15 protein-coding genes, 1 pseudogene and 1 riboswitch are annotated in these 21,775 nt (G+C 75.8%); of the genes and pseudogenes, 8 read left to right on the plus strand and 8 right to left on the minus strand.

Annotated elements, in window-relative coordinates; translation table 11 throughout:
• Nucleotides 1–282: 282 nt before the first annotated feature.
• Entirely contained in the window at nt 283–4,494 is a 4,212-nt protein-coding gene (locus ACIPYS_RS05635; protein WP_400743508.1) for a CHAT domain-containing protein, read from the minus strand.
• An 88-nt stretch (nt 4,495–4,582) separates the two neighbouring features.
• On the opposite strand from ACIPYS_RS05635, the gene ACIPYS_RS05640 reads away from it, so the two are divergent.
• On the plus strand, nt 4,583–5,128 hold the full coding sequence (locus tag ACIPYS_RS05640; protein WP_400743983.1) for a hypothetical protein: 546 nt from the start codon (nt 4,583–4,585) through the stop codon (nt 5,126–5,128).
• Here the strand turns inward: ACIPYS_RS05640 and ACIPYS_RS05645 are convergent.
• Nucleotides 5,085–5,291, minus strand: a pseudogene (locus ACIPYS_RS05645) (GNAT family N-acetyltransferase); the annotation flags it as partial. The gene ACIPYS_RS05640 and the pseudogene ACIPYS_RS05645 overlap by 44 nt on opposite strands.
• Nucleotides 5,292–5,444: 153 nt before the next feature.
• Nucleotides 5,445–5,632: riboswitch (cyclic di-AMP (ydaO/yuaA leader) on the plus strand.
• A gap of 755 nt (nt 5,633–6,387) precedes the next feature.
• On the opposite strand from ACIPYS_RS05645, the gene ACIPYS_RS05650 reads away from it, so the two are divergent.
• Nucleotides 6,388–7,590 carry a serine hydrolase domain-containing protein gene (locus tag ACIPYS_RS05650; RefSeq protein ID WP_400743509.1) on the plus strand — a complete coding sequence of 401 codons (1,203 nt, stop codon included), beginning with the start codon at nt 6,388–6,390 and terminating at the stop codon, nt 7,588–7,590.
• A gap of 86 nt (nt 7,591–7,676) precedes the next feature.
• Entirely contained in the window at nt 7,677–8,663 is a 987-nt protein-coding gene (locus ACIPYS_RS05655) for an alpha/beta hydrolase fold domain-containing protein (RefSeq protein ID WP_400743512.1), read from the plus strand.
• Between the two features lie 12 nt (nt 8,664–8,675).
• On the opposite strand, the gene ACIPYS_RS05660 is transcribed toward ACIPYS_RS05655, so the two are convergent.
• Nucleotides 8,676–9,116 (minus strand): nuclear transport factor 2 family protein, encoded by a 441-nt coding sequence (locus ACIPYS_RS05660; RefSeq protein WP_093863297.1) that lies wholly within the window; start codon nt 9,114–9,116, stop codon nt 8,676–8,678.
• Between the two features lie 145 nt (nt 9,117–9,261).
• Here ACIPYS_RS05660 and ACIPYS_RS05665 point away from each other — a divergent pair, with 145 nt between their 5' ends.
• Nucleotides 9,262–9,834: a TetR/AcrR family transcriptional regulator gene (locus ACIPYS_RS05665; protein ID WP_400743516.1), complete on the plus strand. Its 573-nt coding sequence runs from the start codon at nt 9,262–9,264 to the stop codon at nt 9,832–9,834.
• 134 nt (nt 9,835–9,968) lie between these two features.
• The gene (locus ACIPYS_RS05670) at nt 9,969–10,514 is read left to right on the plus strand and encodes a hypothetical protein (protein ID WP_400743519.1); all 546 of its coding nucleotides are present in this window, start codon (nt 9,969–9,971) and stop codon (nt 10,512–10,514) included.
• A gap of 140 nt (nt 10,515–10,654) precedes the next feature.
• On the opposite strand, the gene ACIPYS_RS05675 is transcribed toward ACIPYS_RS05670, so the two are convergent.
• The 5 genes from ACIPYS_RS05675 to ACIPYS_RS05695 are packed head-to-tail and all read right to left on the minus strand — an operon-like array spanning nt 10,655 to nt 19,016.
• Nucleotides 10,655–14,053: a hypothetical protein gene (locus ACIPYS_RS05675; RefSeq protein ID WP_400743522.1), complete on the minus strand. Its 3,399-nt coding sequence runs from the start codon at nt 14,051–14,053 to the stop codon at nt 10,655–10,657.
• Nucleotides 14,054–14,082: 29 nt separating this feature from the next.
• Nucleotides 14,083–14,733: an FHA domain-containing protein gene (locus ACIPYS_RS05680; protein WP_400743525.1), complete on the minus strand. Its 651-nt coding sequence runs from the start codon at nt 14,731–14,733 to the stop codon at nt 14,083–14,085.
• On the minus strand, nt 14,721–15,494 hold the full coding sequence (locus tag ACIPYS_RS05685) for a 4Fe-4S cluster-binding domain-containing protein (protein ID WP_400743528.1): 774 nt from the start codon (nt 15,492–15,494) through the stop codon (nt 14,721–14,723). Before ACIPYS_RS05685 ends, ACIPYS_RS05680 begins: the two co-directional genes overlap by 13 nt.
• Nucleotides 15,491–17,620 carry an AAA family ATPase gene (locus ACIPYS_RS05690; protein WP_400743531.1) on the minus strand — a complete coding sequence of 710 codons (2,130 nt, stop codon included), beginning with the start codon at nt 17,618–17,620 and terminating at the stop codon, nt 15,491–15,493. Before ACIPYS_RS05690 ends, ACIPYS_RS05685 begins: the two co-directional genes overlap by 4 nt.
• Nucleotides 17,610–19,016, minus strand: coding sequence for a hypothetical protein (locus ACIPYS_RS05695; RefSeq protein WP_400743534.1), 1,407 nt, complete (start codon nt 19,014–19,016; stop codon nt 17,610–17,612). Before ACIPYS_RS05695 ends, ACIPYS_RS05690 begins: the two co-directional genes overlap by 11 nt.
• 296 nt (nt 19,017–19,312) lie before the next feature.
• Between ACIPYS_RS05695 and ACIPYS_RS05700 the strand changes: the two genes are divergently transcribed.
• The 3 genes from ACIPYS_RS05700 (at nt 19,313) to ACIPYS_RS05710 (ending at nt 21,697) form a co-directional block, all read left to right on the plus strand.
• The gene (locus ACIPYS_RS05700) at nt 19,313–20,017 is read left to right on the plus strand and encodes a hypothetical protein (RefSeq protein WP_400743537.1); all 705 of its coding nucleotides are present in this window, start codon (nt 19,313–19,315) and stop codon (nt 20,015–20,017) included.
• A 4-nt stretch (nt 20,018–20,021) separates the two neighbouring features.
• Nucleotides 20,022–20,696 (plus strand): RES family NAD+ phosphorylase, encoded by a 675-nt coding sequence (locus ACIPYS_RS05705; RefSeq protein ID WP_093863289.1) that lies wholly within the window; start codon nt 20,022–20,024, stop codon nt 20,694–20,696.
• Between the two features lie 107 nt (nt 20,697–20,803).
• Entirely contained in the window at nt 20,804–21,697 is an 894-nt protein-coding gene (locus tag ACIPYS_RS05710; protein ID WP_400743986.1) for an alpha/beta fold hydrolase, read from the plus strand.
• Nucleotides 21,698–21,775 lie beyond the last annotated feature (78 nt).

The following is a 21,775-nucleotide window of genomic DNA, read 5'->3' on the forward strand; positions in this document are numbered from 1 at the left end:
GAGGCTTCGGAGCAGCGACCGGGCCGCCGCGCTCCACCGGGAGCTCGGCGACGTGCGGGGCGAGGGCGAGGCGCCCTTCCGGACCGGGATGTTCCACCAGGTGCTCCGGGGCGACGCGGCCGCCGTCGTCCTCACCGAGGCCGCCGTCCACCGCCGTCCTCACCGAGGCCGCCGAACCGGCCGGGGCCGCCGAGGCGCACGGCGTGCCGAACCGGATCACCGAGGCCCGCAAGGAACTCGCGCTCCCGCAGGGCGGGTTCGGCCCGGTCCGCCCCGATCCGTTCAGTAGCCCTGGTAGGAGAAGGCCGCCCACACCTCCAGGGCGTCCGGGGCGCGGCCGGCCAGCGAGTGGAGTTCGGGCGGGGCCTGCGGGGGCAGGCGGCGGTCGGGGTCGAGGGCCCACAGCTGGGCGCGGCGCAGGGCCTCGGCGGGCGGGTCCCCGGCGGCGAGGCGGCCGTGCAGGACGTACATCAGCACGCAGACCATCTCGTCGGAAACCTCCCAGCGCGAGCCGATCGCGCCCGTCGCCCCGGCGGCGAGGAAGGCGCTGGAGAGGGTCAGCGCCTCGTCGAGGTCCTCGCCGGTGTGGTCGCTGACGCAGGCGTCCAGCACGACCAGTCCGCCCGGGGAGCCGGGCGGGCGGCCCAGCGCCTGGCGCAGGATGTCGCCGACCGGCAGTCGGCCGTGCCGGTCCCCGGCGCCCGGGTCGGGGGCGAGGGCGAGGCAGGCATCGAGCGGCGAGCGCCCGGACGGCAGCGCGTGGCAGGCAAGATGGAGCACGGACGCCCCGGCCCGTCCGGGCGCCGGAAGCGCGGCCAGCACCTCGGCCGGGGTGCCCGCCCCCTCGGCGTCCTCGACGTAACCGAGCAGGGTGCCGTGCGGGTAGTGGTCGGCGTGCAGGTACTCGGCCTCGACCTCGGCGAACATCAGGTCCCGGGTGGGGTCGCCGACGACCACCGGCCGTTCGGCGAGCGGCAGCCGGGGCCGCCGGACCACCTCGCAGAACTGCCGGGCGGAGGCGGCGTAGGAGACCACCGCCCGTTCCACGACCCGCACCGGCCGGCCGCCGTCGCGCAGCCCGCTGCTGAGCAGCCCCGCGTGCCAGGGCACGCCGCCCAGGGCGCCGTACGGCACCAGCACCAGCCGGGGCGGCGCACCGGGCGCGCGCCGGGCGGCGGCCGCCCGCAGGGCCGGGTGGCGCAGCAGCGGGCGCATCACGGCGGTGCCGGCCCAGTCGCAGAGTTCGCGGAGGGTGCCCTGCCAACGCCGCCGGGCGGCGATCCGCTCCGGGTGACGGGACGGCAGGGCGTCCAGGGTGGCCTGGCGTTCGCGGTGCGCCCGCCGGTAGGCGTGCAGCAGGTCGAGCGCGGCGGTGCTGACCAGGGTGAGCGGCAGCCGGTCGACGGCGCCGCCCTCCTCGCCTGCGGTGACCAGCAGGGCCTGGCCGCTGCGTCCGTCGGCGGGCGGCAGCAGGTAGACCAGGGCGTCCGCGTCGGCCGCGCGCAGGCTGCGGGCGATCTCCTCGACCGGGGGCACGGACACCAGCGCCGGGCCGGCCGGGGCGGCGGCGAGGGCGGTGAGCGCGCGGCGGCGCAGGTCGTCGGGCATCGGGATGTCGGCGCCGCCGGGGAGGTTCGCGAGCAGGGTGCCGGGCAGGTCGAGCAGCGCGTCGAAGGCGTAGGGGTCCTCCGCGCCGTTCGCTGTACCGCCCGCTGTACCGCCCGCTGCGCCGTCCTCCGCGCCCGTGCCCGGGCCGGGGCCCAGCCAGGCGTCGGCGAGGTCGTGGTGCCCGGCGGTCCGCAGCAGGTCGGGGACGTCGGTGGTGGCGGTGGAGGCTTGCAGCACCAGGCCGCGGCCGAGCTCCAGCACTTCGACGGCGGTCCGCAGGAAGGGCTCGTCACCGGGGCCGGACGCACCGGCGGCGGCCTGCCCCGCCTCCTGCTCCAGGTCCTCGACGCACCACCCGGCGACGGTCAGCGCCTCGAAGGCGGCGGCCCGGGCCAGCACCAGCGCCGGTTCGGCCGACGCCTGGATCAGGGTGGCGGCGGCGAGCTCGCGCAGCCCGGCCAGCCCGAGCTCGCGGCCGAGCCGGCGGTCCTCCGGCCCGAGCCGGGCCCGGTGGACGGCCGCGACGATCCCGCTCACCTTGGCCAGCAGCAAGGTCGGCGTCCCGTGCCGCATCCGCTCGCGCACGGCCCCGGCGGCGGCCAGCGCCCCGGCCGCGTCGGCGGGCCGGCGCGCGTGGCGGTAGCGCTCCAGCAGCAGGACCGCCCGCAGCAGCAGGGCCCGGGAGCCCTCCAGCCCGGTCGGGTCGGTCTCGGCGAGGAAGGCGTCGAGAAGGCGGAGCGCGGCCTCGGCCCGGTGCTCGTTGAACGGCCGCTGCACGGCGATCATGACGAGCGCTCCGGCGGCCCGCATCGTCAGCACGGCCTTGTACAGGTGCCCGGGCGGCGTCCCGTTCGCCGCCTCCGCCATCAGTCCGAGCGCTTCCGGCAGCCGGTCCGACCCCGTGTGCACCGCGTGCATGAACATCACCGCGCCGAGGTCGCCGCGGGCCAGCAGCCGGAGCGGGTCGTCCTCCGGAACCGCCGCGACCAGCGGTTCCAGCGCGGCCACCACCCGCCCCATCGCCTCGACGTCCCGGACCAGCAGGGCGGCCTGGAACTCCAGCATCAGCCGGGTCCGTTCGAGCATCGGACGCTGTGCGCCGAGCAGCCGCCCGACGCCCGGGTGGTCGCTGCCGGCGAGGAAGGCCACCACTTCGTCGGTGTAGCGGCGGGAGGCCTCGAGGTCCTGGTGGTCGCCGCCGAGGAGGTAGCGCCGGTAGAGGCTGACGGAGAGGTTCTCCAGGTGGACGACGCGGTTGACGTCGTCCGGCGCGGCCCGGCGGAACGCGGCCCGTTCGTGCCGGATCGCCGCGTCCAGGTCGGCGGCGGCGTTGGTGAACGCGAACCGCTTGCTCATCACGGCCGCCAGCGAGCCGTCCAGGTGCTGCTCCGACCACAGGGTGCCGGAGGGCCGGGCCCGGGCGTCGTCGAGCAGGCCGATCACCCGGTCCAGCGCGGCCCGGTCGGTGGAGAACTCGTCCCGGGCGATGGAGGCGTGGGCGAGCTGCTGGAGGACGTCGCTGCGGCGGACGCCGTGGTCCTCCTCCGCCATGGTGCGGACGGCGCGTTCGAGGTGGTGCAGCGCCTCCTCCAGGTGGTAGGACTCCGGTTCCTGCTCGCACAGCGCGTTGACCATGGTGCCGAGCACCGCGTGCGAGGCGGGCCGCACCGGGTCGTCCCCGGCCATCCCGTCGAGGCCCTCGCGCAGCACCTCGACCGCCTCCCGGGCCTCGGCGGTCAGCAGGTAGCGGTCGAGCCGGGCGAGACCGCCGAGCGTGCTGCCGAGCACCCAGCGCACGGTGCCGCCGTCCGGGTGCCCCGGCGGGAGCAGCCGGCGCAGGTCGCGCAGCCGGGCGAGGCGGTGGGCGGCGTCCTCGGGGCGGGCGGTGCCTCCGCCGCGGGCGACGTACTGGTCCACCAGGACCAGGCCGGCCCACAGCCGGGCGGGCGCGTCGGGCGCGGTGGTGGCGGCGATCGTCTCCAGCTGGGCGAGGGCGCGGTCGACCGTCCCGAGGTCCCCGCCGCCGTCCTCCTCCGGGCCGAGCAGCAGCCGGACGAGGCGTTCGCGGGCGAGCAGTTCGACCTGTTCGGCGAGTTCGGCCGGTCCCGGATCGGCCTCCGGGTGGGGGCGCGGCGGGGCGGTGCCCGGTTCGTGCCACGGCTGCGGGCGGAGCCGGTCCAGCAGGCCGGTCAGGACGGCGTCGGCCGCGGCGCGGTCGGCGGGGGCGCCGTCGCGGTCGTGGCGGTCGGCGAGGGCGCAGCCGAGCGCCAGCAGGAGGCCGGGGTCCTGCTCGTCGTACGGGTCCTGCTCGTCGTACGGGTCCGGCGCGTCGAACGGGTGCGGCGCGTCCCGCAGGTGCTCCGGTCCGACGGGGCCGAGCAGTCGCCAGGGTCCGAGCGGCACCGGTACGGGGCAGGCGAGGCGCAGCGCCTCCACCGCCCGGTCGAGGTCCTCCGGGCGGGCCCGCTCGTCCTCCTCGCCGTCCCCGGAGCGCGCGTACAGCAGCAGCCCGAGCTTCCCCGCGGCCACCGCCCGCTCCGGCGCGGCCGGGTCGAAGACGGCCACGGCGAGCGTCAACAGACCTGCGGCGTCGGCACGTTCGGCCCACACGGCGGCGCGGACGTCCTCGTCCTCGGCGAACTCCGGCCGCTCGACGCCGTTCCAGTAGCGGACGGCGAGCGTCAGCCCGAGCAGGCACCGCACCTCCGCGAGCGCCCCGCCCGGCGCGGCCGGCCCCGCGTCCTCCAGCAGCGTGCGCGCCGCCGTGAACGCCGTCAGCGCGCCGGACAGCGCCATCGCGGCCCGGCGCGGATCGGCCGCGGCGTCGTGCTCGTCCAGCAGCCGCCGCCCGCGGCCGACCAGCCCCTCGACCTCGTCCCCCACCACCCGGTCCTCCCCACGAATCCAGATGCCCCGCACGCAGCCCACACGCTACGGTGCGGGGACCGTTCCCGGAGGTGAACCGGTGCAACCCCTGCTCCTGCTCGACGTCGACGGCCCGCTCAACCCGTACGCGGCGAAGCCGTCCCGGCGCCCCGAGGGCTACGGGACCCACCGCCTCCTGACCCCTCGTTGGCACACCGCCGAACGCGCCCGCCTGCGCGCGTACGGCCTGCCGAACAAGCCGGTGAAGCCCCTCCGGATCTGGCTCAACCCGGACCACGGCCCGGCCCTCGCCGCGCTGCCCTTCGACCTCGTCTGGGCGACCACGTGGGAAGCGGAGGCCAACGATTTCGTCGCCCCGCTGCTCGGCCTGCCCGAACTCCCCGTCATCACCTGGCCCGACCCCCGGCCGCAGCCGGACGGCGGGGTGTTCTGGAAGACCCCCACCGTCGTGGCCTGGACCGGCGGCCGCCCGTTCGCCTGGGTGGACGACGAGATCACGGACGCCGACCGCACCTGGGTCGCCGCCCACCACCCGGGCCCGGCCCTGCTGCTCCGCATCGACCCCAAGGTGGGCCTGACCGCCGACGACTTCACCACCCTCGCGGACTGGGCGGCCGCATCGCGTAACCGATGAGCCCGCCGTGCTCGCCGGTCGGCGTGAATCCGGCCTTGACGAGCACGCGGCCGGAGGCGGGATTGTCCGGGTGGTGCCTGGCCCCGACCTCCGGCAGCCCGAGGTGGCCGAAGGCGAGCGCCAGCAGCCGCCGGACCCCCTCCGTTGCATACCCACACCCCCAGGCATCCGGCCGCGAAAGCCGACGGTCCCCGTCCGGCCCGAAAGGTACGGGGGGGGTGAACTCCGGCGGCCTCCGACGACTTGGCGCGGCGACGCAAGTGGCTTGCTACAGTGGGCTGTACGGGAGCCTTTGCCTACTGCAAGGGGCAGTAGAGGCTTCTGCCTGCCGAGTCTGACAACCTGTTCGACCTTCGAGCACGTGCAGCGAGTCGGAGCCCGGGAACCACGTTCCTCCGGGGTGAATCGGCGCCAGGGCAGCCTTCAGGGTTCGCTGAGGCGTTGTAGGGCCTCCCTCCGGCCCGAACCCGTCAGCTCACCGGGTAGGCAGCGGATTCCTGATGAGGGACGCTCATTCCTGTCGTGCAATCGTTGCTGGCTGTCGGCCTTCGCAGCCAGCGGGCACTTGTTGCCGCTCTCTGCATCGTTCTCCTCCTGGCGGTAGTGCTCCTGACCGCCCCTTCCTGGGTTTTCTATGTCTTCTTGAGCGACAGTCGCCAAGAGTCGATCAGGAAGCTGCTCGGTCAGATCATCAACGGGGTACGACTTGTCCTGGGTGCAGGTCAGTCCACCCCCACCGCCCCCAGAAGCGGGGGTGGCCGTTCGGAGTGACGCTCGTTTCGACTCCCGGCACCAGGCCCACGACCAGGCCTGGTGCCGGGGACGGAGCGGGCTTCCCCGATGCGGCAGCAAGCTCTCGGGCACTTGAGCAGCGTTCTGCGCGTGGTGGACCTGGCCCGGCCCGAGTGCTCAACCGAGACACCACTGGACACCGTCTCCCTGCTGCCCTCTCCGAGCCTTCTCATCTCTCCGAAGGCCTCCACCCTGAGTCCGCTCGACCGGACCGACTCGTATTCCCGCCGCGTTGCCATGGCTGCCCCCTCTCGACGCCGTTCGTGTCGCCGACCGATGCTCGCAGTCTGGGACGGGGTACACAGACGCTGCACGCTTCCCTCCCCGGGACGACGTACGTCGAAGCGGGGCCGATCGGGTGGATCAGCAGCATTTTCGATGGTTCGCACAGGTGAACGGGGTAGTTGGCCGGGGTTCGTCGCCGTGGTCGGTGGCGGAGTCCCCCAGCCGAAGAGAGGCCCCTGATCATGAGAAGACGTTCGCCGGTCCGTACGCTCCTCGTCGCCGCGCTCGCCGTCACCGGGCTGCTGCCGCTGACGGCGGCCGGGGCGCCCACGCTCGCGGCCGCCGCCGTGCCCGCCGTGTTCGGCGGTGCGGAGGACGAGGAGGCGCGGGAGCTGAGTCCGGAGCTGCGGGCCCGGCTGGACGAGGCCGTGCAGCGGGTGATGCGGGAGGCGGGCATTCCCGGGGTGCAGGTCGGGCTGTGGCTGCCGGGGCGGGGGCGCTACGTGCGCGCCTTCGGGGTGGCCGACAAGGTGACCGGCGAGCCGATGACGGACCGGCTGAACCAGCGGATCGGCAGCGAGACCAAGACCTTCACCGCCACCGCCGTGCTGCAGTTGGTGGACGAGGGGCTGGTCGGCCTGGACGAGCCGATCTCCGCCTATCTGGACGGCGTGCCGTGCGGGGAGATCATCACCGTGCGCGAGCTGCTGGAGATGCGCAGCGGGCTGTTCCCGTACAGCGCGGACCAGGACTTCGCGAACGACTTCCTGGGCGACCCGCAGCGCGTCTTCACTCCGCAGGAACTGCTCGCGTACGGGTACAAGCACGACAACGTGTTCCCGCCGGGCACCCAGTACCAGTACTCCAACAGCAACTACGTCCTGCTCGGCCTGCTGGTGGAGAAGCTGAGCGGGCGGAGCATCGAGCAGTTCGTCAGGGAGCGGATCACCGGGCCGAGCGGTCTGGATCACACCCTCTACCCGGAGGGCACCGCGCTGCCGTCGCCGTACGCGCACGGCTACACCGACCAGACGCTGTCCGGGGAGGTCGCCGACTCCACCCACTGGAACCCGTCCTGGGCCTGGTCGGCGGGCGCGATGGTGTCCGACCTGCGCGATCTGAAGCACTGGGCCAAGGACGCCGCCACCGGCACCCTGCTCTCCCCCGCCACCCAGGCGGAGCGGCTGAAGATGCTGCCGACCGGGATCCCCGGCGCCGACTACGGGCTCGGGATCTTCAACATCGGCGGCTGGATCGGCCACAACGGCTCGCTGCCCGGCTACGAGAGCCTGACGATCTACCTGCCGGAGGAGTGCGCGACCCTTGTGCTGATGCTGAACACCGACATCACCGCGCAGAACTCGGAGCCCAGCACGCTGGTCGGCAAGGCGGTCACCAGCATCGTGACGCCCGATCACGTCTACGACATCCCGCCCGGCAAGTAGCCTCGGAGAGGTGCCGTGAGGTGACGTGAGGTGACGTGGGGTGGGTGGCCGGCCGGTCGCCCACCCCGGTCGGACGGGGGTGGGTCGTGAGCGGTGACGGCGACGACGGGCGGGCGGTCCCGCCGGCGGTGGACGCGGAGGTGCGGGCCGCCGGGGTGCGGCCCGGGGAGCCGCTGACGCCGGGGAACCTCGCCGCCCGGCAGGCCCGGGACGCGGCGGTGCGCCCGAGGCCCGGGCTGGCGGAGCTGCGGGACGGCGGCCGTTTCGAGGTGGCCGAGCTGACGGCGGAAGGGCCCGGCGACGGACCGGAGGTGCGGTTGGTGAGCGCCCGGCCCGCCGGGGCGGTCGGACCGCTGCCGCTCCTCTACTACCTGCACGGCGGGGGCATGGTGATGGGGAACGCCCGGTCGGTGCTGCCGCGGCTGCTGCGCGAGGTGGCGGAGCCGCTGGGGCTGGTCGTGGTCTCGGCGGAGTACCGGCTGGCTCCTGCGGCGCCGTACCCGGCGGCGCTGGAGGACTGCTACGCCGGGCTGCTCGCGGTGGCCGGACGCGCGGCGGAGCTGGGCGCGGACCCCGGGCGGATCGTGCTCGGCGGCAAGAGCGCGGGCGGCGGTCTGGCGGCGGCGCTCGCCCTGCTGGTCCGGGACCGGGGCGGTCCGGGACCGGCCGGCCAGCTGTTGCTGAGCCCGATGCTGGACGACCGGGACCGCACCTTCTCCACCCGTCAGCTGGCCGGCCACGACACCTGGGACCGGACCTCCAACGCGACCGCCTGGCGGGCCGTGCTGGGTGAGCGCTACGGCGCCGCCGACCTGCCGCCCTACGCGGCGCCCGCGCGGGCCACGGACCTGGCGGGGCTGCCGCCGGCCTATGTCGAGGTCGGCTCGGCCGAGACCTTCCGGGACGAGGCGGTGGCGTACGCGGACGGGATCTGGCGGGCCGGCGGCGACGCCGAGCTGCATGTCTGGCCGGGCGCGTGCCACGGTTTCGACACCTACGCCCCGCGGGCCGCGGTCAGCCGCGACGCCCTGGACGCACGGCTGCGCCGGGTGCTCCGGGTGCTCCGGGACTGACCGCAGGGGCGACTACTCCGCTTCCAGTGCCTCGACCAGCTGTGGCAGGGTGCCGGTGAGCACGGCGAGCGCCAGGTGGTCGTGGAAGTCGCGGCTGTGCACGATGAGTCCGTCCCGCACCCGAAGCACCTGGATGTTGGCGGCGGTGCGGCTCCGCCCGGTGGTGCGGTGGCGCACCAGGTAGTCCCATTCCGCGACGATCACCTCGGGGTCGTCGGTCTCGCGGACCACCACGTTGTGGTGGCTCAGTTCCAGCGGGGAGTGCCCCCCGACCTGGGCGAACCGCTCGGCGAGCACCTTCCGCCCCTCGAACCGGCCCGGTCCGCCGGGCTCGAAGACCGTCTCGACCACGGTGTCCTCGGCGTACAGTGCGCCGAGCTCGGTGAAGCGTCCGGCCGTGATGCCGTCGAGCAGTGCGTGGAAGGTCTCGCGCGGTGACCGCGTTTCGGACATGATCAACCCCCGGAGCGACAAGGACGTGAATGCGGCCGCCAGAACCGGACCAGCGACTCCGGAAAGACGATACGGACTGAGCAGTCCGGTTGTCCAGGGTCGGCCGTCCGGCGTTCCCGCCTTCGGACGAAAGGGAGTTGAGAGGATGAGCGGCACACAGGAGCGCCCGCTCCGGGCGGACGCGGCCCGCAACCGGGCCAAGTTGCTGGACGCCGCCACCGAGGTGTTCACCACCCGTGGCGTCGGTGTGCCGACGGAGGAGATCGCCCGCGCCGCCGGGGTCGGCGTCGGCACGCTCTTCCGGCACTTCCCCACCAAGGAGGCCCTGCTGGAAGCGGTGATGGTGCGCCGGCTGGAGACGATCGCGGAACGGACCGCCGAACTCGCCGCCGGGGCCGAACCCGCCGAAGCCTTCTTCGGCTGCTTCCGGCTGATCGTCGAACAGACCGCCGGGAAGAACGAGTTCGCCCAGGCCCTCGCCGCGGCCGGCATCGACGTGCACTCCTCGCTGCGCGCGTCGTCCGCCGTCGTCCGCGCCCGGCTGGCCGAACTGCTGGACCGCGCCCAGCGGGCCGGGGCGGTGCGCGCGGACCTGACCCTGCCCGAGCTGATCGCCCTGCTCGTCGGCACCGTGGCGACCCTGGAGCAGCTCGGCCCCGACCCGGCCGCGCACGGGCGTGTCCTCGACGTGGTGTTCACCGGGCTGCGCCCGCGCTGAACCCGGTGGGAAAACGGGGACGGCGCCCCCGTGCGCCCGGATTCGACGGACGTCGAAGGGCTTTGCCCGGGTGCGGCGGGCGCGCCGAGACTGGCCGCACCCAGGCAGATACGACTTCGGGAGTGTGTTCCGTCATGAGAATCACGAGATCCCTCGTCCCCCGCGCGGGTGTCGCGGCCGGCGCGGTGCTGATGGCGGCCGGCCTGCTGGGCGGTCCCGCCCAGGCGGCCGGCGGCGCACCGGCCGCGAGCGGCCCCGCCGCCACCGCCCCCGCCGCTTCCGGAGCCGCCGCGTCGAACGCCGACCAGACCGTCATCCTGGCCACCGCCGGCCTGAGCCGGGGCCAGAGCTGGTCCTCACCGGACGGCAGCACCGTGCTGTACCAGCAGTACGACGGCCACGTGGTGCTGTACAAGAACGGTGTCGCCATCTGGACGGCCGTCGGCACCTACGGCCTCGGCTCCTACTTCTACGTCCAGGCCGACGGCAACCTCACCGCCTACGACGCCGCCTGGCGCCCCCTGTGGGAGAGCCGCACCGCCAACCACCCCGGCGCCTACCTCGCCATCCAGAACGGCGGCAACCTGGTCGTGTACTCGGGCAGCAGGCCCCTGTGGTGGTCCAACTACCCGCCGCTCAACCCCGAGCCCGAGTGCCGCCCCGGCCGTCTCTGCCCGTAGCCCGGAACGGCCGCGTGCCGGTGCCCCGCCCGGGCCATGGGTCCCGGGCGGGGCACCGGCACGGGGCCGGCGCGGGGCCGGCGCGGGGCCGGCGCGGGGCCGGCGCGGGGCCGGCGCGGGAAGTCGGACCGGCCGACTTCCTAATCGCGGATCCGGCGGGAGGTCCAGACGGCCAGGTAGCACGCGAGCGGGAGCATCACCAGGACCGCCGCCCAGAAGGACGCGTGGCCCCAGACCTCGGCGAGCGAGCGGAACCACGGACCCAGGACGGGGATGCGCAGCGCCTCCAACGGGCCGAGCGGCGGGGGCCAGGCGCCGAGGACGGCCGTGCCGACCGCCGCGACCGCCAGCAGGCGGCGGGCCGCGCCCGGGACGACCGCCGAGGCGACGAGGGCGAGGAAGGCCAGCAGGAGGAGGTAGTCGGCCTGGTAGGCCGCGCCGACCTGGCCGGTTCCCCAGGACTCCGGGCTCGGGTGGTGGTCACGGTGGACCACCGCCAGCCGGACCTCGACCGCCGCCCAGAGCACCAGGGTGAGCACCAGCGTCCCGCCGAGCCAGAACAGCAGCCGGTCCCGGTGGCCGTCCCGGCCGGGCCGCCAGCCCCGGGCCGCCGCGGTGCCGTTGCCCCGGGCGCGGCGGCGAGCGGTGAGGTTGCGGCGGTCTCCGGCCGCCCGTCCCGCGGCCTCGTGCGCCGGGGTGAGCAGCCAGCGCACCGAGCGGCCGTTGACGAACAGCACCAGCACGGGCGTCACCGTCGCGGCCACACCGGCCCAGCTCGCCGTGCCGCCCTCGAACACGACCACCCGGTCGATCACCGCTTGCGGCGGCCGCAGCACGGTCATCGGCGGCCCGAGGTGCAGATAGCCGATGGCGAAGGAGGCGGCGGCGGCGAGGAAGAGGATCCGGCGCCCGATCCTGGCCGGGAACGCGGCCACCGCGACGGCGGCGACCAGGGCGGCGCCGAGCTGACCGGCCGTCGCGCGCGCGGCGGCCTCCCCCGCCGTCCGCAGCGGGCCGCCGAACGCGCCGCCGGGGGCCACGGCCCCGCCCACCCCGGCGTCGACGGAGATCCGCCAGACCGCGCCCGCCCAGAGGGTGAGGGCGAGGCAGAGGAACAGCAGCACGCCGGCGACCGCGCGCCGGGGCAGCGCGCCCTGGGCGCCGCTCCACCAGGCGCGCAGGTCCGCCTTCCACGCCCCCCGGTTCCGGCCCCGGCGCGCGCCGCCGGAACGGACGCTCCGTACCTGGAGCACGGCTGCCGCCGCGAGCACGCCCCGGCCGTCGGCCGTCGCCGGGTCGGCGGTGAGCGCCCGGCGGCGCAGCTCCGCCCAGTTGCGGCGGAACCGCTCCCGGCCGCCGCCGCGCACCCGTGCCGCCACCGCGCCCGCCCCGTCGGCGACCGCGGTCACGGTCGAGTGGACCGGCGCAGGCAGGGCGCCCAGCGGGCCGGGCAGGGCGGAGAGACGGCGGACCAGGGCGCGCCGCTGCCCGTCCGGTTGCAGGGTGAGCAGCAGGATCCAGCGGCGGGCGGCCTTGCGTTCGGCGGCGGTGAGGCGGCCGTCGCCGTCGGAAGTGCCGTGGGGGTTGCCGTTGCGGCCGCCGAGGGTGCGGGCCTCGCGTTCGACCCGGTTCAGCACGGCGGCCGCCTCGGTGAGCCCGAGCAGCCGGGCGCACGCCCGCTCCGGGCAGGCCTGGTGGCCGCAGTGGAAGCGCGCGGCGAGCCCGAGCAGCCCGGCCGCGACCAGCTCGTCGACCACGGTCAACGCGTCCGGCCGCTCGGCCAGTTCCACCAGCCCGGCCGCGTCCACCCGGCGGTCCCGCGCGTACGGGACCGCCTCGGGGGTGAACGCGGCACCGAGGGCCAGCACGGCCCGGGACGCCGCCGCCGACTTCCCGGCGGAGGTGCCGCGTTCGACGTCCTCGAGGTAGTGCAGATCGAGGACGGTGTCCTTGACCTCGTCCCGGAGCCAGTCGCGCAGCCGCCGCGCGCCACCGCTGACCAGCCAGGCCGCCGCGTCCGCGGAGCGCTTGAGCAACGCCTCGGCGAGCGCCGCCGGTTCGCGGAAGTCCTCGCCCCGGAAGGCGATCGGACGGTGCTTGGGCCCGGACGGCGGGGTCGGTCCGGGCGGCGGCTGGACGACCCGGCTGCGGACCACCTCCGGGCTCTCCCCCTTCAGCCAGGCCCGGACCTGCGGCGCCGTCCACCGGTCGGCCGGGTCCTTGGTGAACAGGCCCTGGAGCAACAGCCGGTGGCGCTCCCCGGGAACGGCGGTGAGGTCCACCTCGTCGTCCATCACCAGCCGGAACTGCAGGGCCTCGTCGCTGACCAGGCCGCCGTCCGCGCGCCGGTAGCGGCTCGCGCCCGTGAACACCTCGTAGAGGATGGTGCCGAGCGCCCACCACGGCCCGGCCGGGTCGTTGCTCCCCGCCAGTTGTTCCGGTGCCATGTAGGCGACGGTGACCTGCATGTCGGTGGAGAAGCGACGGCTCGCGGTGAGCTTGGCGACGCCGCCGAAGTCGGCCACCACGAACTCGTCGGCGGAGCCGCCGTTCCGGCCGCCCCGGCGGACCAGGATGTTGGCGGGCTTGAAGTCGACCGGGTTGCGCTTGATCGTCACCTGCCAGAACTCGAGCAGGTCGACGAGTTCGCGGACGATCCGCTCGGTCTCGCCGCGACGGCCGAGACGGCCCTGCGAGCGCAGCGCGGCCACGTGGTCGGCGAGGGTGAGGGGGAGGTACTCCATCGCCAGCCAGTCGCAGAGCGCGCCCGCGTGCTCGACCTGGCCGTGGCCGAGGATCTCGGGGACGTGGCGGCGGAACAGCGGGTCGCCGGCGAGGTGGGCGAGGAGTTCGGTGTCCGCCCGCACACCCGGGTTGCCGACCTTCACGGCCGCGTCGGCGCCGGTCGCCCCGCTGCTGGCGCCGGTCCCGCGGCTCTTCCTGCCGGCGCCGCTGCCGCGTCCTCCGCCGCCGCCACGGGCGTCGGCGCGGCGGGCGTGCCAGACGGTGCCCTCGCTGCCGGAGCCGACCCGGCCGACGGGGTGGTAGCGGTCGGTGAGGGCGGCGGGGAAGTCGCCGGGACCGGCGGGCGGGACGGTGGACGGCGGGGTGGCGGCAGGCGTAGTGGCGGTGGGCGGAGCAACGACGGGCGGAGTAACGGCGGGCGACGGTTCGGCCGGGGTGCTGGGCGGGACCGGGCCGCCCGGGCGCTGGACGCGGGTGCGCGCGCCGGGAACGGTGCCCGACGCGGCGGGACCGCCGGGGTCGGTCCTCGGACGTTGCACCCGGGTGCGCGGACTCTCGGCGGCACCGGGCTCGGCCTTCGGACGCTGCACCCGCGTGCGCGGACTCTCGGCGGCACCGGGCTCGGCCTTCGGACGCTGCACCCGCGTGCGCGGACTCTCCGTGGCGGCACCACCGGTCCCGTCCGACGGCGGTTCCTGCCCCTGCGCCTGGCTCTGCGCCTGCCCCTGCCCCTTGGCCCGGCCGGGCCGCTGGACGCGGGTGGGCGGGCCGGGCTCCGGCGGTGTCTCGGCCATCGCGCCGTTCTCCTCCTCACGGCCCCGGCTCACCGGGGCGCGCCGAACTCGTCGATCTCGACCACCTGGACGTCCAGGTCCAGCGCGAACCTCAACCGGTGCCCCGGTCCGATCCGGGTCGGTCCCTCGATCCGGCGGCCGTCGACGAAGGTGCCGTTGGTCGACCGCAGGTCCTCCACGTACAGCGCGCCGTCGATCCAGCGCAGCCGGGCGTGGTGCCGGGAGAGCTGGTCGAGGCCGGCCAGGCCGGGGATCGCCGCGCAGTCGGGCTCGTCGCGGCCGATCGCCAGTCCGCCGCCGCCGCGCCGGTGTTCGGCGGCGACCGGCAGCAGCACCCCGGCGACGAGCAGGGCCAGCCGGACCACCGGCGGCCGGGCGGGGCGCGGCTGCCGCCCCTGCTGCTGCCCCTGGTGCGGTCGCGGGCCGGGAGCACGCCGCGGCTCGGCCGGGCGCGCCGGCCGGGTCACCGCCTCCGGATCGGTGCCCGGCCCGGGGCCGGGACGAACCGGAGCCCCGGCCGGCGGAGCATCGGTCGGCGGGGCGTCGACCGGCGGGGCGTCCTCCACCGGTTCGTAGCGTTCCAGTTGCTGGAACATGTGCACCTGGCAGTACCCCCGGTTGGCGGAGGGCGGGCACTCCCCCGGGGCTCCCACCGGGCAGCGGTAGATCACGGTCGCCACGAGGTCTCCCGGAGGGTCACGCCGCGTCGGACCAGGTCCCGTTCGATCCGGCCCAGGTCACCGGGGCGCGGCACCCCGATCACCCGGACCTCGCCCTCGCTCACCCGCACCTGGAGCTCGGGCCGTTCCGGCCGGTGGTCCAGGTAGGGCGCGTACCGCTCCCGCCCGAGCGGCGTGCGGGTGGTCAGCCGCTGGTTGGCCGAGCCGCGCCAGGCCAGCCGGGTGGGCAGGCCCGCCCGGTAGCGGCCGGTGATCACCGCGTCCGCGCCCTCCAGCGCGGCGGCGGTGGCCGGGTCGGCGGCCAGCTCCTCCGGTTCCCAGCCCGTGTACACCAGCAGGTCGGCCGGGCGTCCGGCGCGGCGGCGCCCGGCGTCGGCGGCGGCGAGCAGCGCGGCGAGGGCGGCCGGCTGCTCCAGCGGTTCACCGCCGCTGACGGTGAGACCGTCGAGGCCGTCGTCGAGCGCCGACCGCCACAGGGCGGCGAACCGCTCGACGGTCAACTCCCGTCCGCCGGCGGCCGTCCAGGTGTGCCGGGACATGCATCCGGCGCAGGCCAGCGTGCAGCCCTGGAACCAGACGCCGAGCCGTCGGCCGGGCCCGAGCGAGGTCACCGGCCGGTAGACCTGTGCGACGAGGGCCGCGACGTCGGCGGCGGTCGCGACGCCGCCGGCGGTCGCGACGTCGGCGGCGGTCGGGACGCCGGCAACGACCGCGGCGCCGCCGGCGGCCGGGACGCCACCGGCCGGGCTCGGCCCTGTCACCGCTCGACCTCCAGCCGGTAGCCCTCGCCGTCCCCGTCGCCCTCGATCGCGACCACCCGGAGCCGCTCGCCCCGCCGGGGCGGGGTCCGGAAGACCTCTCCGGCGAGCGGGTTGACCAGCGCCGACTCGACGGCGGTCAGCACCCCCCGGCCACCGTGGTCCAGCCGCCTGTTCGCCTCGACCCGCAGCACCTCCCACGCGTCGTCGGCGAGCGTCAACTCGGCGCCGTGGGCCTCCAGGACGCGGCCCGCGACGGAGGCGATGGCCTTGTCGAGGATCTGCGGCACCCACTTCTCCTGCATGAAGTCCATCGGGATGAAGTTGTCACCGAAGCGGTTGCGCAGTTCGGGCCGCTTGATGGTGTCGTTGAAGAAGATGTCGAAGGCTTCCCGCAGGCTCCGGCGGACGATCGTCGGATCGTCGTGGCGGCTCAGTCGGCGCCGGCCGGTTCGGGGAGCGGTCCCGGTGGCGCCGCTGCTCCCGGCACCGTCGGCGACGGCACCCGCAACGCCGTCCGTCGTACCCGCGGCGCCGTCCGCCTCGCCGGCGCCCGCACCGCCCTTCGGCAACTCGTCCTCCACGGAGGCCGCGACGCCGAGGTTCGAGGTGAAGATCAGCACGCACTCGGTGAAGTACACGGTGGCGCCCCGGCCGTCGGTGAGCCGGCCGTCCTCCAGGATCTGGAGGAAGAGGTCGAACAGCCGGGGGTTCGCCTTGTCGATCTCGTCGAAGAGCAGCACGCTCATCGGGTTCGCCCGGACGGCGTTGGTGAGTTCACCGCCGGCGTCGTGACCGACGAAGCCGGGCGGGGCGCCGATCAGCCGGTCCCGGGCGTGCTCCTCGGCGAACTCGCTCATGTCGAAACGGATCGGCCGGGCGTCCTTGCCGAGGATCATCTCGGCCACGCCCTTGGCGAGTTCGGTCTTTCCGACACCGGTCGGACCGGAGAGGAACAGGGTGCCGCGCGGCCGGCTCGGCGAGCTGGACGCCTGGGCGCCGTTCAGCCCGGCCGCCGAGCGCATGAAGATCTCCAGGGTGCGGCGCACCGCGTACGGCTGGCCGATCACCTTGCCGTTGAGGAACTCCTCGCCCGCGGCGATGCGTTCACGCAGTTCGGCGGTGGCCCACGGATTGTCGAGCACGCCGATCCGGTAGAGGCGGGCGGCCTCGTCCAGCCGCTGCACCGGCAGGTTCCGGTCCAGGGCCATCCGGCCGATCGCCATCACCTCCGAACTGCCCATGCCGTGCGAGGAGTCGGCGAGCGCCTTGGCGGCCGCCGCGGTCTCGGCCCCGGTGAGGGCCGGTCCGCCGGTCGCCGCCTGGTAGCGGGACAGCCCGCCGACCACGTGCCGGGCGACGGCGAGCCGCTGGTCGTGCGGCGGCTGCGGGACGCTGATCACCCGCACCGCCCGGCTGCCGACCGCGAACTCCCGGGGCAGCTCCTCCTGCCGTTCCACCACCCAGAACACCGTGTTGTACGGGGTGACGGCGCTCGCGCCCTGCACCGGCCGGGCGGTGTGGCCCAGTTCCTCGGCGGCCGCGAACAGCCGGGCGGCCTCCCCGGCGACGGGTGCCTGCGGCGAACCGAGCCGGCCGGAGTAGGGCACGACCAGGCCGATCGGCGGGCCGGGGTGGTGCACGACACCCACCATGGCGTCGCGCAGCCGGTCCAGCATCTCCGGCTCGTCCTCGTCGTCGCCGCCGTCCGCGCCCCGACCGTCCCGGCCGCGCCGCCATTTCTCGTCCTGTTCGGCGAACTCCCGCAGCACCGCGGGCATCTGGTCGACGGTCGCGCTCAGCCGCAGCAGCGTGATCCGCTCGTGAACCTGGTCGAGGAAGGCGAGCGCGCCGTAACCCCGGGCGGCGCAGAGCGACTCGATCACCCCGCCGAGGCTGTACGGCGCGAGGGTGGCACTGCTGCCGGCCGCGTGGTCGTCGGGCAGCAGGTACTGGTCCCGGACGTTCCCGGTCAGCAGTACCTGCGGGTGGACGGTGAGCGCCATGTCCAGCTCGCGGATCCAACTCGGTGTCACGGGGCCGGGGTCGGCCTCGGTGGCACCGGAGCCGGGCGGCGGCGCGTCCTTGCGCAGGCCGTCCGGCCCGTTCCCCTGCTGCTCAGCGCTCACGGCCACGCTCCTGCGGCTTGCGGACGGCGGCGGCCGCGCCGGTCCCGGCGCGCTTGCCGCGGCGGCGGCGCGGGGTCGCGGCGGACGGCGGCCACGACCCGCCGGGGACGAGGCCCGCGGCCATCGCACCCGGCGCCATCGCGGACGTCCGCTCCAGCCGCACGCCCTGGAGCCGGACGCCCTCCTCGATCGCGGGCAACTGCTCCTCGCAGAACCACTGCTGGACGCTCTCGTCCTGCTCCTCGTCCTGCCAGGCGTCACCGGTCCCGGCGTCCTCCCGGCGGACCACCGCCGTGGACAGGGTCGCCCGGTCCGGGGCCAGCACCAGGCGCAGCCCGTACCCGGCGGCCGGCGGCTCGCCGCCGTCCTCGGCCCGGCCGTCACCGGACTGTCCGGTCCGCTCCGGGTCCGGGTCGCCGAACGGCACCACCACCTCGCCCTCGGCGGCGAGCAGGTCCTCGAAGTCCTCGCCGACCAGGTAGTCCCGCTCGCGCAGCACCTCGGCGAGCGCCGCCGCCACCGGTACCCGGTTGCGGCGGGCGTCGGCCCGCGCGACGGCCTTCTCGACGGCGGGCCGCAGGAAGGCCGGGTCCTCGGCGGCGGCGAGGTCGGCGAGCAGCCGGTCCCGCTCGGACGGATCCGCCTCCCGCGCCAACTCGGAGAGCGCGGAACGCAGTTCGGCCCGCTCCTCGTCCCGGGCACGGCGCGCCACCGAATGCTGGACCAGCGCGGCCAGGTCGGTGAGCGTGGCCCGGACATCGGGGACGGTGGCGGCGGCCCCGAGGGCGCGGACCAGGCCCGCCACCCGTTCCAGGTCGGCCGGGTCGCAGCGGGGCACGTCGCGGTCCAGGACCGCCTGGGCCTCGGCCAGCGCACCGGCCCGGACCCGCTCGACGCGCTCGGCCTGCTCGGCCCGGGCCCGCTCGGCGGCCTCGGCCCCGGCCTCGGCGTCCGCCTTCGCTTCCGCGGCACCGCGGCGCTTCTCGGCGCGGGTCGGCCGCGCACGCTCCGGTTCGGCCACCGCCTCCGGCAGCACCGCCGACCACACGTCCCGCACCGCCTCGGCCAGTTCCACGGCGGCCCGCGCGTTCGCCGCCCGCGCCCGCTCGACCGCCCGCGTCAGCTCGGCCTCGTCCGCCCCGGCCCCGACGGTCACCGTCTCCACCGTGACCCGGGCCGTGCGGTACGCGCGCCGCAGCTGCCCGGCCTCCCCGCGCAGCCCCTGGGCCTGCTCGTTCAGCTCGCCCAGCCGGGCCCGCAGCTCGGCCCGCCGCGCCTCGGCCCGGCGCAGGTTCTCGGCCCGCTGCGCCTCGGCGGCCAGGCGGGCGCGCAACTGCCGCCGGCGCTCGGCCTCCTGGTCGACATAGGACCACCCGTATCCCGCGGAACTGCTCACCGGCCGCCCTCCGAGCGCGATTCGTGTACCTGCGGGGCGCACCGACCGGGCGCCGGCACCGGTCCGGTTCTCACCCCCCGCGCGCACCGGGGCCGGTACGGGTCGTGTACGGGACATCTCGACCGCGCGCGAACCGGCACCACCCCCGACGTGCTGCTGAGGGCCCATCATGCCGCAGATCGGCGAGAGGCGTTCCGCCTTTGCGAATCCGGGATCACCGCCCGCGAGCGGCGCCGGCACGCTACATTGGCGCACGGCCGACGGACACGGGACACCGGAGTGGAGGGCGAGGGGCGATGGCGCTGACCGACGTCCTCGACGTCCTGCGCGAGCACTGGGACGAGGTCCGGGAGTATCTCGACGAGTCCGCCAGGGCCGCCGTCGTGGCGCTGCTGGACGCGCCGTCCGCCGATCCGGAGCGGACCGCCCGGAGGATCGTGCGGCTGGTGCTGGCGGCCCTCCCGGACGGGCACCCGGTGCGTGCCGCGCTCGACGACTCGGTGCGCTACTCACGGGCCGTCAGGGTCGAATCGGCGAACCGTGACGCCGTCCTCCAGGTGCTCGGCCTGGTTCGCGGGCGGGCGGACGGCGGGCGGCAGGCGGACGCCGGGCGGCCCGGGATGCCCCCCGAGCCCGAGGCCGATGCCCTGCCCGGCCCGCCCGACGACGCCGACGACTGGCTGCTCGCCGCGGACTCCGTCAGCGCCGCCGACTACCGGTCCGGCGGGCACGACCCCGCCGATCCCGACCTGATCCGGCTGACCGACCGCCAGGGCACCGTCCGCCTGCCGTCGTTCCAGTTCGACGGCGCCTCCGGCCGTCCGCTGCCCGTCGTGGTCGCCGTCAACCGCCTGCTCGACGCCGACGACGACCCGTGGGGGGTGGCCGACTGGTGGCTCGGCGCCAACGCCTGGCTGGACGCCGTCCCCGCCCGACTGCTGGGCACGCCGGGCGAGCACGGTCTGCTCGCCGCCGCCCGCGCCGAGATCGCGGAGTGGTGACCGCATGCCCGACGTGAAGGTCCCCGGCCCGGCCGCGCGCGCCACCCCGCACCTCGAGGTGCTGCCCGCCGGCACCGTGCTGCACCGGGTGCACCCGGCCGCCTACCCGGCCACCTCGTTCAACCCGCACCCCTCCGACAGCCACTACGAGGGCGGCCGGTTCTGCTCCTACCAGGGCGACGGCAGCCATCTGCCGTACCTGTACGCGGGGTTCTCGCAGCGCACGGCCGTGATGGAGACGCTGGTCCGGAGCATTCCCTTCGACGAGAGCGGCTGGCGCCGGATCAGGCGCGCCTCGGTCCGGGGACGGGTGCTCTCGCGGATCGAGACCACCTGCGACATCACACTGGTCGGCCTGATGACGCTGGACCAGCTCGCGGCCGTCCACCAGGACGAGTGGCTGATCCACTCCACCCCGGACGAGTACCCGCGCACCCGCCGCTGGGCCGCCTGGATCCGCGGCCGGGCACCGGAGGCGCTCGGCCTGCACTGGCCGTCCAAGCGGGACCTGGGCGGCAGTTCCTGCATCCTCTACGAACACGAGGACGCCGCCGCCCTGGTGAAGCCGGCCGACGTCGCCCCCGTCCCGCTGGACACCGCCGAGGGCGCCGCGCTGCTCAACCAGTTGCTCGCCCCCGCCCGCACCCGCGTCGAACCGCCGCGACGGCAGGGCTCGTAGCCGATCCGCCGGACGGCCGTTCCTCGTTCGACGAGCGCGTTCACGCGCTCCGAACAGGCTCTTCCCACCACTCGGAACGGCGTTCCCCGCTCCCCGGCGGCCGCGTACTGTGCACGGATCCACGTGATCGTTCCACCAGGGGGAGACAGAACGGCCACGCACGTCACCACAGCGGGCACCACCACGGCCTCGGTGCGTTCCGCCGACGGCACCACCATCGGCTACCGCACCACCGGCTCCGGTCCCGGGCTCCTGCTGGTGCCCGGGGCGTTCGCGCTCGCGGCCGACTTCGACGGTCTGGCGGCGGAGTTGGCGGACCGCTCCAGGTGCACACCGTCGAGCGGCGGGGGCGGGGGACGAGCGGCCCCCAGGGTGACGCCTACAGCGCGGCCGCCGAGTGCGCGGACATCGAGGCCGTCCGCGCGGCCACCGGGGCGCGGTTCGTGTTCGGCCACAGCTTCGGCGGCTTCCTCACCCTGGAGGCCGCGTCGGCCGGCTCCGCCTTCGAGCGGATCGCCGTCTACGAGCCCGGTGTGTCGGTCGACGGCTCCATCCCCTTCGACTGGGCCGGGCGCTGCCGCCGCGAACTCGACGCCGGGAAGCCGGCCGAGGCGTTCCTGACCTTCGTCCGCGGCGTCAACCCCGGGACCAGCGGCAAGGCACCGCGCTGGCTGCTGCGGCTGATCCTCCCGCTCGCCCTCAAGAAGCCCGAGCGGCTGCAGAAGCACGCGCTGCTGCCCGCCGCGATCCGCGAGCACGCCGAGATCGCCGCCCGGGACAGCACCTTCCGGGAGTACGGACGGCTCGACCGGCCCGTGCTGCTGATGGCGGGCAAGGAGGCCCGCAGCACCGGGGCGGGCCGGGCGGCGGCGGCCGTGCACGAGGTGCTGCCCGGCTCCCGGCTGCTGCTCCCCCGGCTGGACCACTTCGGGCCCGAGACGGATCCCGCGGCCGTCGCCCCGGCGTTGGCGGACTTCTTCCTGGGGTCCTCCGCCGGGTAGCGGTCGGGCCGGGCGGCGGTCGGGCCGCACAGCGGTCGCCGGCCGGGCAGGGTCGGGCCGCACAGCGGTCGCCGGCCG

The organism is Kitasatospora sp. NPDC089913 (assembly GCF_044748625.1).
Lineage (GTDB): Bacteria > Actinomycetota > Actinomycetes > Streptomycetales > Streptomycetaceae > Kitasatospora.

Excerpts from the sequence above, each read along its gene's own strand:
- ACIPYS_RS05650 (WP_400743509.1), top strand. The coding sequence starts at position 6,388 with ATGAGAAGACGTTCGCCGGTCCGTACGCTCCTCGTCGCCGCGCTCGCC.
- ACIPYS_RS05660 (WP_093863297.1), bottom strand. The coding sequence starts at position 9,116 with ATGTCCGAAACGCGGTCACCGCGCGAGACCTTCCACGCACTGCTCGAC.
- ACIPYS_RS05665 (WP_400743516.1), top strand. The coding sequence starts at position 9,262 with ATGAGCGGCACACAGGAGCGCCCGCTCCGGGCGGACGCGGCCCGCAAC.
- ACIPYS_RS05670 (WP_400743519.1), top strand. The coding sequence starts at position 9,969 with ATGAGAATCACGAGATCCCTCGTCCCCCGCGCGGGTGTCGCGGCCGGC.
- ACIPYS_RS05675 (WP_400743522.1), bottom strand. The coding sequence starts at position 14,053 with ATGGCCGAGACACCGCCGGAGCCCGGCCCGCCCACCCGCGTCCAGCGG.
- ACIPYS_RS05700 (WP_400743537.1), top strand. The coding sequence starts at position 19,313 with ATGGCGCTGACCGACGTCCTCGACGTCCTGCGCGAGCACTGGGACGAG.
- ACIPYS_RS05705 (WP_093863289.1), top strand. The coding sequence starts at position 20,022 with ATGCCCGACGTGAAGGTCCCCGGCCCGGCCGCGCGCGCCACCCCGCAC.